The organism is Bacillus sp. Bvel1, assembly GCF_014872755.1.
GTDB lineage: Bacteria > Bacillota > Bacilli > Bacillales > Bacillaceae > Bacillus > Bacillus velezensis.
The window spans coordinates 1-14412 of sequence record NZ_JAAOBZ010000004.1 but is presented as its reverse complement, the minus strand read 5'-3'; the positions used below and the strand labels follow the sequence as shown (position 1 = coordinate 14412).

The following is a 14412-nucleotide window of genomic DNA, read 5'->3' as shown; positions in this document are numbered from 1 at the left end:
TATGAAAACACATACGGCTGCACTTCTCGCCGGACTTGTCGTCATCAGTGCTATGACGGCAGTCTCGGCGGCTTCTGACAGAAACCTTCATACCGCCAAGAAACCAAGCATCCAAACAGGCATCGACCGCCTGCTGAAAGATTATAAACAGGAACTGAAGGGAAAAAGGGTCGGGCTGATCACCAACCCGACCGGTGTGAACGCATCATTGAAAAGCAGCGTTGACGTGCTGTATGAGGCGCCAGACATCCGCCTGACGGCATTATTCGGACCGGAGCACGGTGTCCGCGGCGATGCTCAGGCCGGAGACAAAGTCACATCCTATATAGACGAAAAAACAGGGCTTCCCGTCTACAGCCTATACGGGGAGACGAGGAAACCGACGCCTGACATGCTGAAAGATACAGATGTGCTGATTTTCGATATTCAGGATGTCGGAACCCGGTACTACACCTACATTTATACAATGGCCTATGTCATGGAAGCGGCCAAAGAAAAAGGCATTCCTTTTTATGTCTTGGACCGGCCGAATCCGCAAGGCGGACGAAATCCGGACGGCCCGGTTCTTGAACCGGATTACGCTTCATTTGTCGGACTGTATCCGATCCCGCTGAAGCACGGCATGACGATCGGTGAGCTTGCTCTTTTATTCAATAAAGAGTTTCATATTGGCGCCGACCTCACCGTCGTAAAAATGAAGCGCTGGAAGCGGACGATGACGATTGAAGATACCGGTCTGCCGTTCGTCCTCCCTTCGCCTAATATCCCGACCCCGGACAGCATATTCGCATATTCGGCAACAGGACTAATCGAAGGCACAAACGTGTCCGAAGGAAGGGGCACGACAAAGCCGTTTGAACTTATCGGCGCGCCTTATATGAAAAGCACCGAGCTCGAAGAACGCCTGAACAGTCTCAAGCTTCCGGGCGTCACCTTCAGAGCCGCTTCATTCATCCCCAGCTTCTCCAAGCACCAGGGCAAGCTGTGCCACGGCGTACAAGTCTACGTAACAAACAGAAACACATTTGAAGCGGCAAAAACAGGGCTCTCCATTCTGAAAACCATGCATGACTTATATCCGAATGACTTTTCATTCTTGCCGACAGGCTCTTTTGACAAGCTGATCGGTAACGGCTGGGTACGCAAAAAAATAGAAAAAGGCGCTTCCATTGAAGACATCACCGGCACATATCAACGCCGGCTGGACCAATTCAAAACTCTAAGAAAACAATACCTCATATACTGACAACATTCGTGTTACACGTGTAACATTTTGTCGCATTTCACATTTCCGTTTTTTATAGGAAAACATTCATTTATTTGGTACAATTTAATTGATAACTGTTATCATTTAAATGAATGTTTCCTAAAAGGTGGTTTCTCATGAAAAACACATTATTCTTTCAGCCCATTGATATCATCTCCGTGAAAAAAACAGCCGACCTTCTGTCAGAGCATCAGCTCACTGATTCCCCCGTATTGATCTTTCATGTGAACGGCGAGGGACAAATTGATATCGGCACAGACAGCTTTCCGCTGCAGAAGGAAACGCTCTACATCTGTCCTTGTGATGAGACATTCAATATTGCCCCTATATCGTCAGGCGGCATCCATTTGTATATCGTCAGACTCCGTGTTTTCTCCTATTCCTCAGATGATGAAGCGATGCTTCCGGATAACGGGGAAGACATCTTCCACGGACTTCAGCAAATGAATTTACAAACGGTTGATCATTTGACAAGCCGGCTTCAATCACTTTCTGAAAACGTGCGATCGGCGGATGGATTGCAGAAAATGAAATATACAGCCGACTTTCAGCAGCTGATGTACGACCTTTATGCCGCAAAAGTATGCCATCAAAATAATACGAAAGCGGCGATCGAACAGACAAAACAATTCATACATGCTCAGTCCGACACAAAAATCACGCTCACCCAGCTCGCTCATATGGCGGGAATCAGTCCCAAGCATTACAGTGAAACCTTTAAAAAACTATACGGGCAGAGCGTAACTGAATATATCACAGACATCCGCATAACCAATGCGAAAAAACTGATGGCCAAGGCAAGCTGCAAACTGCGGGAAATCGCTCATCAAATCGGCTACCAGGACGAATTTTATTTCAGCCGCATCTTTAAAAAACATACCGGCAGCTCACCTACAAGCTACATGAAAAAAAGGCGCACAAAAATGGCCGCGTACGGAAAAGAAACGATGGGGCATCTGATTCCCCTGCATCACGTGCCTTACGCTGCGGCGCTGCACCCGAAATGGACGGCCTATTATTACAAACAATTCTCTTCCGATATTCCGGTTCACCTGAGCGCTTACCGCTATAATGCAAATTGGGAAGACAACCTGCATACGCTGTCTCAAGCTGCCCCGGACATCATTTTCAGTCTCGATTCTGTCAGTGAAGAAGAAAAACAGCGCCTGAATGACATCACTGAAGTTTTTTATCTTCCGGCTCAAGAGAATTGGAGAGACCAGTTTCTTCGCACAGCCGCATATCTGAATGAAGAGCAGGAAGCGCGGCACTGGCTTAAAACTTATCAAAGTCTCACCCATACAGCGAAAGATGCTCTTAAACATGTGCGGCACCAGCGGTTCTTATTTGTCCGTGTATATAAAGAAAATATGTACATCGCCCATAACAACAGTATTGAGGAAGTCTTCTTCGGTGATTTGGACTTTGCCTCCGCAAAACCGGAATCTTTTGCTCCTGACGAAAAGATTTCCTTGGAAATGCTGGCGGATTGCCAGGCTGACTGCATCATGCTTTTCACTTGTAAAGAACCGGAAACGCTTCGCTATTTTCAGCGGATTCAGCAGTCCGGGATATGGCAGAACCTTAGTGCCGTCAGCAATAAACGCGTGTTTCCCATTTCATCTGACCCGTGGATTGAATATTCTCCAAGCGGACATCAGCGGATGATCGAGCAAAGCATTTCCATTTTATCCGAAGATCGTCCATGGTAATGCCGAAAATTATCCATGGTCTTATCCCTATTCATTCTCTATAATTCCAATTGATAATAGTTATCAATTGAACAGGAGGAACAATAGATGAAGAAATTGGCATTCGCTTTCATGATTTTGCTTTTGGCTTTCACGGCCGCGGCTTGCGGAAGCTCAGAAACATCTGATACAGCAAGTAAGGGAAAGGACGCTTCTTCAGATAAAAAGAAAATCGAATATCTCGGAAAAACATATGAAGTCAAAGCGCCGACTGACAAAATCGCCATTACAGGCAGCGTAGAATCAATGGAAGACGCCAAATTGCTTGACGTTCATCCGGCAGGAGCAATTTCTTTCTCCGGCAAATTCCCGGAACTGTTTAAAGATATTACAGATAAATCCGTATCAACGGGAGAAAAAATGCAGCCGAATATGGAAAAAATTCTTGAGCTGCAGCCGGACGTCATTCTGGCATCAACCAAATTCCCGGAAAAAACCTTGAAAAAATTGAGCGGCACCGCTGAAACGATCCCTGTCTCTCATATCTCATCAAACTGGAAAGAAAACATGATGCTGCTCGCCCAGCTTACAGATAAAGAGAAAAAAGCGAAAAAAATCATCGCAGATTACGAACAGGACCTGAAAAAGACAAAAACAAAGATCAACAGCAAAGCGAAACAGTCAAACGCACTGGTCATCAGAATCAGACAAGGCAATATTTATATTTATCCTGAACAAGTTTATTTCAACTCCACGCTTTACAGTGATTTAGGCCTGAAGGCGCCGGACGAAGTCAAAGCGGCGAAAGCGCAGGAACTGATTTCTCTTGAAAAATTAAGCGAAATGAACCCTGACCATATCTTCGTACAATTTTCTGATGACGAAAACGCAGATAAGCCTGACGCTTTGAAAGACTTAGAGAAAAATCCGATCTGGAAGAGCCTGAAGGCAGTCAAAAAAGACCATGTATACGTCAATACGATTGATCCATTAGCCCAAGGCGGAACCGCGTGGAGTAAAATCAGCTTCTTACAGGTTGCGGCTGACAAATTGACTCAAGACTAATAAAGAGTAGGTTTTTCACATGTATGCAAAACGGCGGACACACATTATTATCATTGCTTCACCGATTGCCATTGTTCTGTCACTGCTCCTTTCCGTTTTATACGGCGCAAAGCAGCTTGACATCCATACCGTGTTCTCCGCATTGCTGCACTTTAATCCGGAGAATACCGACCATCAGATCATATGGCATTCAAGAATCCCGAGGGCTGCCGGCGCTATGTTTATCGGCGCCGCCCTTGCTGTTTCCGGAGCGCTCATGCAGGGAATCACACGGAACTATCTGGCCTCGCCTTCGATCATGGGTGTGTCGGACGGCTCCGCTTTTATCATCACCCTTTGCATGGTATTGCTCCCTCAATCGACATCCATTGAAATGATCATCTACTCGTTTATCGGTTCCGCATTCGGCGCCGCTCTTGTTTTCGGGCTGGCCTCCATTCTTCCCGGCGGTTTTACCCCGGTGCAGCTTGCCATTATCGGAACGGTGACCAGTATGCTTCTCAGCAGTCTGTCGGCTGCGCTTTCGATTTATTTTCAAATTTCGCAGGATCTCAGTTTTTGGTACAGTGCGAGACTGCATCAAATGAACCCTGATTTTTTGAAACTGGCCGTCCCGTTTTTTGCGATCGGAATCATTACGGCCATGATTCTCAGCAAAAAGGTCACTGCCGTATCATTAGGAGACGACATTTCAAAAAGTCTGGGACAGCAGAAAAGAACCATCAAACTCATGGCGATGGCGGCTGTTGTCATATTGACCGGAAGCTCGGTGGCGCTCGCCGGAAAAATTGCCTTTGTCGGTTTAGTCGTTCCGCACATCACACGTTTTCTCGTCGGATCGGACTACAGCAGGCTGATCCCATGCGCGTGCATTATCGGCGGCGTCTTTCTGACCCTTTGCGACCTTGCGAGCCGATTCATCAATTATCCGTTTGAAACGCCTATTGAAGTTGTCACTTCTATCATCGGTGTTCCTTTCTTTCTTTATTTGATTAAAAGAAAAGGAGGGGATCAGCGTGGTGCGTAAAACGGCAGGAATTTATATCATTCTGATTGCTCTCATATTGCTCGTAAGTTATTTCAGCATGACAAGCGGTTCTTTTTCCGCAAAGCCGGGTGAACTGCTCAGTACGCTTTTCCGCATCCATCCGAATCCGCAATATGACATTTTGCTGTTTCAGCTGAGGCTGCCGCGCATAGTCATGGCTGCTGCCATCGGACTCGGATTGGGGATAGCCGGAGCCGTTATTCAGGCCATTACCAAAAACGGTCTTGCCGATCCCGGTATTTTGGGCATTAATGCAGGAGCCGGAGCGGGAATCGTCACGTTTATGCTTCTGTTTCAGGGACAATCTGAAGCGACGGCACTTGCCTCTGCGATGGGTATGCCTGTCTTCGGCCTCATCGGAGGACTGATGGCGGCCGTGCTGATCTATATTTTCGCCTGGCACCGGGGGCATCTGGAATCGGGCAGAATTATTCTCGTCGGGATCGCCATGAATTCCGGATTCAGTGCGCTGTCTTTATTTCTATCATTAAAAATGGACCCGCAGGATTATGAGATGGCGATGGTTTGGAAAAACGGCAGCATCTGGTCGGCAAACTGGATGACCATTACGGCAATCCTTCCGTGGCTGATCTTGTTCATTCCTCTTCTTATGGCGAAAACGTCATTGCTTGATACCATTCGTTTCGATGAGGACACGGTGAAAAGCCTCGGTGTTTCAACCAATAAAGAAAAAACCATTTTGCTCATTGCCTGCATCGCTTTGATCAGCGCATGTGTAACCGCAGCGGGCAGCATGGCATTTGTCGGACTGATCGCGCCCCATATTTCCCGCAGGCTCGCCGGGATTGAGCACAGATACTCATTACCGGTCAGCGGACTGGTCGGTATGCTCCTCGTCATATCCGCCGACTTTGCGGGCAAATTGTTCTTTCAGCCTTCAGAAGTGCCGGCGGGAATTATCCTTGCAATTCTCGGCGTTCCTTATTTCTTTTTTCTTCTGTTTAAGCAAAAAAAGGGGATGGACGCATGAGAGGCACCCTTACAGAACACCCGATAAACGGAAGGGAATGCACTGTGTATCTTCCTCCTTCCTATTCGGTTCAAACAGGGGCTTTACCCTGTGTGTACGTACTTGACGGGGGTTCTTTGTTTTTAGAACAGATAGATAAGCTTGAATCCCAATTTACGAACGGAACACTTCCCGAATTGATTTTCATCGGCATCAAACCGGCTGACAGACTCGATGAGTACACACCGTGGCCCGCGCCTTCCCTGAGCCCTGCGTTTCATGATTTCGGCGGCAAAGGGAGGCTCTTTCTCGAGGAGCTGACAAATGTCATTATTCCCACTGTTGAAGATACGCATCACATTTCTGCGCATCCGGAAACGAGAGGACTGATCGGTGCGTCATTAGGCGGACTGTTTTCGATATACGCGATGCTGCAAAAGCCTGAAATATTCGGCAGAATCGGCTGTATTTCCGGTTCCTTCTGGTATGAAAAATCAGCAGATTATGTCCGCTCCGCACCTTTGCGGCCGGCACGGCAGCGTATCTTTATGTCTGTCGGCAGCCGTGAAGCAGAGCAAAAATGTAACATCCAAAACACCATGATCGGACAAAATAAAGACGTGTACAAAAGCCTGAGGCAAAAAGGCTTTTCTCAATCTCAGCTCTCATTCACGATCGAAGAGGGCGCCGTGCACCATCAAGAAGCGTTCAAACGACAATTTAATTCAGCACTAAGCTGGCTGTACGGAAAAAACCGCTCACGTGACTGAGCGGTTTTTTTCATACTTGATCACGACCGGCTTAAGCTCAAAGCGTCTCAGCAAATAGCCGAACAAAGCGGCAAGGATTTGCTGAAAGAGCATCCCGATGACGACCGGAACCGCCACTTGAGACGGAAAGAAAGACACGGCGAGAACGGCTCCGGCGCTGATATTGCGCATGCCCCCCGTATAAATCAGAGACACGATTTCATCCTGGCTCCGCTTCATCAGTCTTCCGATCAGCCAAGCCACGGCATAACCCGTCATGGCAATAAAAAATACCGTGCCTGCGATGCCCGCAAATTTGATATCCACGTGCGTGACATACGGCGCGATTTCCGAACTGTTAATGGCAATGACAATCATCAGACAGATTTTTGAAAAAGGAGACAGTGACCGGCTTATCGCCTGAGTCCTTACCGGCGGGGAAAACTGGTTGACCATCATCCCTGCGATGGACGGAATCACCACCATCTCCGCCAGCCCTTTCATCATTCCCCACACATCCATCTGAACATTCGCCCCGGCCAGGACAGACAGGCTTAATGGTACGATAAAAGGAGAAAGTACGGTATCAACCAGGATAATAGACAGCGTCAATCCGACATTTCCCTTATACATCGCAGCCCAAATCAAACTCGTAATTCCGGTCGGAATCACCACACCCATAATCAGCCCCGTCACAGTTAAAGGGTCACCGCTGAAAATCAGATGGCCGCTTCCCCATGCAAAAACAGGCATGAAAATATGCAGAACAAACAATGCCATGATCATCGGGAGCGGCTTCTCGATACTGCGCTTCAGCGATTGAAAATTGGCACTCAGACTGCCCGTAAATGTAATAAATGCAAATATCCACGGCACAGCGCCGGCCATCCAGCTGATATGCTGAGATAACAGCACACCCGCCGCCACACTAGACGGAGTCAAAAGCGGCATGATTCTCCCCAACACTTGGTTCAACTTCTGAAGCCACATCATATGCAAGTCTCCTATATACGGTTTTCAAGTCTCATTCATTATAACAATGCACACCGGCAAATTTAACCGAAAAAAAGCCCGGATATATTCATCCGGACTTCACAAATTCTATGCCATTTGTTTCATTAAATCTCGGCTTTTCTGATTTAATCCCTTTAATTCAGCCTCAATTCCGTATTCTTTACATTTGGCGACAATCTTCTCAAGAGCAGCCGCTCCAGAATCATCCCACACGTGGGCATCAGTCAAATCGATGATAATCCGTTTCACGTCTTCATCATAAACGATGGCATTCATCAGTTCAGACACGGAAGCAAAAAAGATCTGTCCCGTTACCTTATAAGTTCTGACATCTTTCTGTTCGGAATGTGACACAATCTTCAGCTTAGAAATTTTCGCCGTAAAAAAGATCGCGCTTAGCAGCACACCCGCGAAAACACCCTTCGATAAATCATTTGTCAGAACGACCGTCACGACGGTAATCACCATAACGATCGAATCAGTAAGGGGCGCTTTCCGCAAACCTTTAATCGATGACCAGTCGAACGTGCCGATGGACACCATAACCATCACGGCCACAAGCGCAGCCATCGGAATTTTCACGACGATACCGCTTAATACGGCAATTAAAAACATTAAAAACGCTCCGGCCGTAAAAGCCGACAACCGGCCGCGACCGCCGGCTTTCGTATTAATGACAGACTGGCCGATCATGGCGCATCCGGCCATGCCTCCGAAAAACCCGTTCACAATATTGGCGATGCCTTGTCCGCGGCTTTCTTTGTTCTTATCACTATCCGTATCCGTCATTTCGTCAATGATCTGGGCCGTCAGCAATGACTCAAGCAATCCGACGAATGCAAGCGCCAGTGAATACGGGAAAATAATCCGCAATGTCTCAAACGTCCACGGAACATCCGGTATCAAGAAATGCGGAAGTGAACTTGTAATCCCGCCCATATCACCGACCGTGCGGACATCCGCATGGAAGACCACCGCAATGATCGTCATGACAATAATCGCCACCAGCGGAGACGGCACAGCCGTCGTAACCTTCGGCAAAAGATATATGATAGCCAGTGATCCGGCAAGCATGGCGTACATGACCCATGAAGCTCCTTTGAACTGCGGCAGCTGCGCAGAAAAAATCAAGATCGCCAAAGCATTCACAAATCCGATCATGACCGAACGCGGAATAAATTTCATCAATTTCGCTATCTTACTGACACCAAGAATAAATTGAATAATACCTGTCAAAATGGTTGCCGCAAACAAATACTGCAGCCCGTAATCAGCCACCAATGTCACCATGACAACCGCCATTGAACCCGTAGCGGCTGAAATCATTCCCGGTCTGCCGCCGAAGATAGAAATAATAATCGCGATACAAAATGATGCATAAAGCCCGACCATCGGATCAACACCTGCAATAATTGAAAATCCGATCGCCTCAGGGATCAGAGCGAGAGCAACCAGAATACCGGCCAGAATGTCTTTACGGACATTCCCGAACCATTGCTGCTGTAACGTATAATCTTTCAAATGATAACGACTCCTTTTCACTATAAAAATCCGCACCTTATCAGTTGGAAACATTGATTTTTATCTGGGGAATATGAGGCAAGCTTACGGGGAAAAAGGGGACACGCTCAGAGTATAATGTCGTTGAGGAAAGGAATGGTTAACAAAGAGTATCATATTAAACTTTAAAGAAATGTGCAAGACCATAAATAAGAAAAAAAACGGCTCTCACTGGAGCCGTTTCCGCTTTTATAAAAGTTCCGGATCAGACACAAGAATCGTTTTTATTGCGCTGATATCCTTTCTTTCTTTTGTCACCGGGTCGATGCCCATGAGATGATCAATGGCTTCTTCATAATTCTTCAGTTCCGTCTTTTCCGTAATAAAATCATAGAGCTGCGGAAGGTCGGACGCGCATGCTAACGCAGCCTCCATGATCTGACGGGCTTCACCTGTGCCCACAATCGTTACGCCGTTTGACAGCAGCTGGTACGGCCTGACTGTCATCTCATACGTATCATCAAAGCCCATCGGCACGATTCTGCCTCCCTTTTCAATAAAAGGATAAGCCCAATCAAGCTGATTGCCGATCGCGTCAAAAATTACATCAAATTTTCTTCCTTGATTAATCCGTTTCACTTCATCCACGGTTAATGCTTCAGGGTGGTAGACATAATCCGATATCCGGCTCGCCGCCTCGCTTCGGAAACTGCCTATTTCAGTCGCAACCGTCAACCGCGCCAGTTTTTTCACCATCATTTGCACAAGCAGTCCGATTGGCCCCGACCCCAAAACCAAGACCGAGTCCTCCGGCTGAATCGAAGCTTTGTCCACAACATTCAGCACACAGGAGAGAGGCTCAACCAATGTGGCCCGCTCCCATTCCATTGAATCCGGAATTCTGTACATGAACCTGTCTTCTCCGACGTAATATTCCGCAAACGTTCCGTGCGCCCCGATTCCGAGCTGCCAATCCTCGAAGGTTTCGCAATAACACGTCAGCCCTCTCCGGCAATAATGACATTTCCCGCAAAACTGCGTAGGATCAATCACGACGCGGTCTCCGACTTTTACATTTGTCACGTCCGGTCCGATTTCCACGACCGCTCCCACCGATTCATGCCCCATAATCATATGATGGGTTGCATTCATTTTTCCTTTCAACACATTTAAATCCGTTCCGCAGATACCGGTGCCGAAAATTTTCACTTTCACATCATTGGATTTCCGAATTTGAGGCTCGTCCACCTCTTGATATTCAAGCTTATCATTAGGAGTCCAGACCAACGCCTTCATATTTCTCTTCCTTTCTGCCCCAGCGGATTTGGTCTAACAATGTTTGATGAAGCTCCTTCGTTGATGCCGCAATACATGATTGCTGGTTCTGATAACTTAAATCTGTCAGAAGCGTTTCGTCCAAAGACCGGCCGTATGCATCCGTAATGACCACTCCCGCTTTCTTCGCCAAAAAGACGCTTGCGGCAATATCATAAGGAAACAAATGCAGCACCTCTCCGTTTCCGACCTGCTGAAAATCTGAAAGCAGCTTCGGATCATCTTTCAGCAGACGATTGCCGATATCCACATAAGCATCCATCTGCCCCGTGATAATTCGTGAAATCGAATAAGAAGCGCTGTTGAAAACAAAAACCCCGCCATTATTGGCTGACCGGTCAATCAGATGACCGTATGCATCCGTCATCAGCTGTGCCGGATGCCCGTTAAATTCAAGGCTCCAAAACATATTTTTAATATCCCGCACTCCGCTCAAATTCGGTAATTCTCCCTGATACCCCTCAAACTGAATGGCATCGCTGTAAATATCACCGTACATGTAAGCGCCCGATTTCAATTCAAGCAAAAAAGCAAATTCGATATCCTTAATCTTTGCGTTTGGCTTATATGAAGCAAGCGCAATCGAAATACACGACATTTCAAGCCCCGCGGCGGCCGGACGCGTTCCGTCTATCGGATCTACAATTAAAATATATTGCGGATCTTCTCCAATCAGCTTCAGGCCGCCATCCTCCGTGTAAAAAGCAACCGGATGGCCCTTATCTTGAATATAATCCAGCACCGCCTCCTCAGCAGCGGCGTCTATGTTAAATTGGGCGTCGCCTCCCGGAGAATAGCCGTTTACGAGCCGGTTTTTCAGCGTGCCTTTTTGACTTTTCACCTTATGATAAACAAATTGTCCAAGCCCGATGATATAGTCTCTCACTTGATTTCCTCCAATAGCTTGCGAAGTCTGTAGCAGAGCACTTCGGCTTCACTAAGTGTAATGGTTAAAGGCGGACGGATTTTAAATACATTTCCGAACCCGTAACGGGATGTCCGGAGAATCAGCCCGTAATCCATTGCCCGTTTTGCAATATAATTGGTCAGCTCCACATCCGGTTCATTGTTCTCTTTTACAATCTCCACACCGATCATAAGACCGACGCCTCTTACCTCAGAAATAAAAGCGAAATCCTCTTTCATCGTTTCTAAGCGATCCATAATATAATGACCGACCGTCGTTACATTTTCCAAAAATCCCGGACGCTGCATGATATCTATGGTTTTACACGCGGCAGCGGCGGCCATCACATTTGAGCCGTACGTGAAGGAGTGCGTATACCCCGGAAGCCCGGTATACTTGTCCTCCGTCAGAGTGGCGGCGACTTGGAAGCCTGTGCCCCCGAGCCCTTTTGCTACCGTCATCATATTAGGTTTCACATCGAAGTGGTCCGCGGCAAACATTTTGCCCGTCCGTCCGAACCCGGTCTGAATTTCATCAAAAATCAGGGCGATATCGTGTTCATCACAAAGCTGTCTCAGCTGTTTAAAATACTCTTTAGGCGGAACGACGTTTCCACCGTTTCCGGATATCGGTTCAATAATCATGGCGGCAATTTTTCCATTACTCGCATACTCAATAAAATCATTAATTCTTTCTACGCACAGCATACCGCATGAATCAGGTTTCTGATTATAAAAACAGCGGCTGCAATACGGATCGGGGACTTGAAGGCCAAAAGAAATTTGCGGCGGGAAAGGTTCTTTTCTGAATGAGTTGCCGGACAAAGCGGAAGTCATATACGTTTGTCCGAGGTGGCTTCGAAATAAGGAGATGACATCGGTTTTTCCGGAGTAATACTGAGCCATTTTAATAGCTCCTTCATTTGCACCGGAACCGCTGCTGACTTTAGGGTGTACTTTTGTGAGATTATCGGGGGCGATTTCTACTAGTTTTTCTGCCAGTTTATTTACGGCGTCTGTTTGAAAAGATGATGTCACATGGATCAGCTTATCGGCTTGTTCTTTAACCGTATCAATGACTTCTTTGTTACCGTATCCTAAATTCAAGTTAAATGTGGCAGAAGCGCAATCAATGTACTCATTCCCCTCTTGATCGTACAGGTAAATCCCTTCTCCGCGCTCCATTACTACATCGTCAACACTGTAATACAAGCTGTCTGGATTCGTGATTTCCTTCGTTCCCACAAATACCACCCCTATGAAATTATTAGAATTTCGCTTTTTATCGTATTAATTATTGAAAATAATGTCAACGATCTTTCTTGTAAAAAATGTTAACAATTTGTTAACGCTACCATAAGGGATGTACGAGAAAAAGTTATGTGATATAGTAACAATACTTGGATTTTTTGTAAAAACGTCATGTCATACGAGTAGAGAGAAATATTATTTTACGAATAAGGAGATAAAATGATGAAATCTCGTCTGCTGTGGATAAGCTGTTTTTCTTATGGATCGATTGCTTTTACACTTGTTATTCTGGGAGCCGTACTGCCTGAGTTACTCACACATTATTCACAAAGCTACAGTAATGGCGGAGTATTGGTATTCTCTCAGTTCATGGGCTTTCTCATCGGTGTTATTGGCATGCCATACATGGTGAAAAAGCTTGGGCGCAAAAACGTCGTTATCTTTGGCCTGGCACTCATCAGCTGTGAAATGTTCATCACCTTCCTGCCGCCCTGGCCGCTGCTCTTTCTTCTCGTCAGCATCGCGGGGCTTGGCGCCGGATTGGTGGAATCCTGTGTAGGCACGATTATCCTCACCGCTATTAAAGAAAGACAGGCTGTGGCCATGAGCAAGATGGAAGTGGCCTACGGATTAGGTGCGCTTTTCATGCCTCTGCTCTCAGGCTTTCTTATCAACAACCACATGTGGACAATTGCTTTTTTAGTATTAGGGTTATCCAGTTTTGCACTTTTAATCGCATGGAAGCAGATGAGTTTCGGCAGTATTGATCAGCTTCTCATCCGAAAAGAGGTCTCTTCCGATGACACTAAAAAAGAAAGCACCGGTTATCGGTCACACGGATTGCTGTTTATTGCCTTGGCGGGGGCTTACTTCTTCTTTTACGGAGGCAGTGAAGTTTCAATTGTACATTTTATCCCCTCCATTTTCTCTGAGAAATGGGATATCCCCAACTCTTTGGCAACGATAACAGTTACAGTGTATTGGACGGGGATGATCATCGGAAGGTTATTAACAGGCCCGGTATCAGAAAAGCTGACATATCACCGTTATCTTCGTCTCATAAGCATTGGCGGTCTGGCAGCACTTACCGTATTGGCACTAAGTAAAAACGTATGGTTCGGTTTTGCCCTTTGCTTCTTTTTAGGGCTGTTCATGGCAGGCATGTTTGCAATAGCCCTAATCATCACGAATCATTTTTATCCCGGAAAGACAGAAACGACTACCAGTATTCTGCTCGCTTCAAACGGATTAGGAGGTTCACTCCTTCCGATCGCCGTCGGCTGGAGCTTAGATGAATATCCCGCACAAACTGCGTTCTGGCTGTTTACTGCACTGATGCTCCTTATGCTGCTGATTGTGTTCAGTTTAAGAATACTCGAGACAATAAAATCAAACAATCTTCAAAATCACAACAGCAAAGCAAAATCAATGTAAACAAAAAAGCTAATGCCTTTGAAAGGCATTAGCTTTATATATCTATGTGATCTTTCAAATAAAAAAACCAGTTCATCATGAACTGGTTTAAGACAGCTTGGCGGCGTCCTACTCTCACAGGGGGAAACCCCCGACTACCATCGGCGCTGAAGAGCTTAACTTCCGTGTTCGGCATGGGAACG

General features: G+C 46.5%; 12 protein-coding genes and 1 rRNA gene. 7 read left to right on the top strand and 6 right to left on the bottom strand.

Annotated features, from left to right (window positions below; translation table 11 throughout):
• Position 1: 1 nt before the first annotated feature.
• From HAP68_RS00870 to HAP68_RS00845, 6 genes are all read left to right on the top strand, one after another.
• Complete coding sequence (locus HAP68_RS00870; protein ID WP_024084810.1) at positions 2-1246, top strand: exo-beta-N-acetylmuramidase NamZ family protein; 1245 nt, start codon at positions 2-4, stop codon at positions 1244-1246.
• 137 nt (positions 1247-1383) lie between these two features.
• The gene (gene btr, locus HAP68_RS00865) at positions 1384-2979 is read left to right on the top strand and encodes a bacillibactin transport transcriptional regulator Btr (RefSeq protein WP_024084809.1); all 1596 of its coding nucleotides are present in this window, start codon (positions 1384-1386) and stop codon (positions 2977-2979) included.
• 87 nt (positions 2980-3066) lie between these two features.
• Complete coding sequence (locus tag HAP68_RS00860) at positions 3067-4023, top strand: ABC transporter substrate-binding protein (RefSeq protein ID WP_024084808.1); 957 nt, start codon at positions 3067-3069, stop codon at positions 4021-4023.
• Positions 4024-4042: 19 nt separating this feature from the next.
• Complete coding sequence (locus tag HAP68_RS00855) at positions 4043-5050, top strand: FecCD family ABC transporter permease (RefSeq protein WP_003156779.1); 1008 nt, start codon at positions 4043-4045, stop codon at positions 5048-5050.
• A 58-nt stretch (positions 5051-5108) separates the two neighbouring features.
• The gene (gene feuC, locus HAP68_RS00850; protein WP_228841463.1) at positions 5109-6062 is read left to right on the top strand and encodes an iron ABC transporter permease FeuC; all 954 of its coding nucleotides are present in this window, start codon (positions 5109-5111) and stop codon (positions 6060-6062) included.
• Positions 6059-6811, top strand: a complete 753-nt coding sequence (locus HAP68_RS00845) for an alpha/beta hydrolase (protein WP_024084806.1) — start codon at positions 6059-6061, stop codon at positions 6809-6811. Before feuC ends, HAP68_RS00845 begins: the two co-directional genes overlap by 4 nt.
• On the opposite strand, the gene HAP68_RS00840 is transcribed toward HAP68_RS00845, so the two are convergent.
• The 5 genes from HAP68_RS00840 to HAP68_RS00820 form a co-directional block, all read right to left on the bottom strand.
• The gene (locus HAP68_RS00840) at positions 6800-7741 is read right to left on the bottom strand and encodes a bile acid:sodium symporter family protein (RefSeq protein WP_088005472.1); all 942 of its coding nucleotides are present in this window, start codon (positions 7739-7741) and stop codon (positions 6800-6802) included. The two genes, HAP68_RS00845 and HAP68_RS00840, sit on opposite strands and share 12 nt — an antisense overlap.
• A gap of 150 nt (positions 7742-7891) precedes the next feature.
• On the bottom strand, positions 7892-9325 hold the full coding sequence (locus HAP68_RS00835; RefSeq protein ID WP_024084805.1) for a SulP family inorganic anion transporter: 1434 nt from the start codon (positions 9323-9325) through the stop codon (positions 7892-7894).
• A gap of 228 nt (positions 9326-9553) precedes the next feature.
• Complete coding sequence (locus tag HAP68_RS00830) at positions 9554-10600, bottom strand: zinc-dependent alcohol dehydrogenase (protein WP_003156784.1); 1047 nt, start codon at positions 10598-10600, stop codon at positions 9554-9556.
• Entirely contained in the window at positions 10575-11525 is a 951-nt protein-coding gene (locus tag HAP68_RS00825) for an inositol monophosphatase family protein (RefSeq protein WP_015388773.1), read from the bottom strand. The genes HAP68_RS00830 and HAP68_RS00825 overlap by 26 nt, the downstream gene beginning before the upstream one ends.
• A complete protein-coding gene (locus HAP68_RS00820) occupies positions 11522-12790 on the bottom strand; it encodes an aspartate aminotransferase family protein (RefSeq protein WP_015388774.1) in 1269 nt (422 codons plus the stop codon). The genes HAP68_RS00825 and HAP68_RS00820 overlap by 4 nt, the downstream gene beginning before the upstream one ends.
• 228 nt (positions 12791-13018) lie before the next feature.
• Here HAP68_RS00820 and HAP68_RS00815 point away from each other — a divergent pair, with 228 nt between their 5' ends.
• The gene (locus tag HAP68_RS00815; RefSeq protein WP_003156787.1) at positions 13019-14230 is read left to right on the top strand and encodes an MFS transporter; all 1212 of its coding nucleotides are present in this window, start codon (positions 13019-13021) and stop codon (positions 14228-14230) included.
• Between the two features lie 95 nt (positions 14231-14325).
• Here the strand turns inward: HAP68_RS00815 and rrf are convergent.
• Positions 14326-14412, bottom strand: a 5S ribosomal RNA gene (gene rrf / locus HAP68_RS00810); the annotation flags it as partial.

Bases quoted from the DNA above. Each gene is read 5' to 3' on its own strand.
- HAP68_RS00870 (WP_024084810.1), top strand. From the start codon at position 2: ATGAAAACACATACGGCTGCACTTCTCGCCGGACTTGTCGTCATCAGT.
- btr (WP_024084809.1), top strand. From the start codon at position 1,384: ATGAAAAACACATTATTCTTTCAGCCCATTGATATCATCTCCGTGAAA.
- HAP68_RS00860 (WP_024084808.1), top strand. From the start codon at position 3,067: ATGAAGAAATTGGCATTCGCTTTCATGATTTTGCTTTTGGCTTTCACG.
- HAP68_RS00855 (WP_003156779.1), top strand. From the start codon at position 4,043: ATGTATGCAAAACGGCGGACACACATTATTATCATTGCTTCACCGATT.
- feuC (WP_228841463.1), top strand. From the start codon at position 5,109: ATGACAAGCGGTTCTTTTTCCGCAAAGCCGGGTGAACTGCTCAGTACG.
- HAP68_RS00845 (WP_024084806.1), top strand. From the start codon at position 6,059: ATGAGAGGCACCCTTACAGAACACCCGATAAACGGAAGGGAATGCACT.
- HAP68_RS00840 (WP_088005472.1), bottom strand. From the start codon at position 7,741: ATGCCGCTTTTGACTCCGTCTAGTGTGGCGGCGGGTGTGCTGTTATCT.
- HAP68_RS00830 (WP_003156784.1), bottom strand. From the start codon at position 10,600: ATGAAGGCGTTGGTCTGGACTCCTAATGATAAGCTTGAATATCAAGAG.
- HAP68_RS00815 (WP_003156787.1), top strand. From the start codon at position 13,019: ATGAAATCTCGTCTGCTGTGGATAAGCTGTTTTTCTTATGGATCGATT.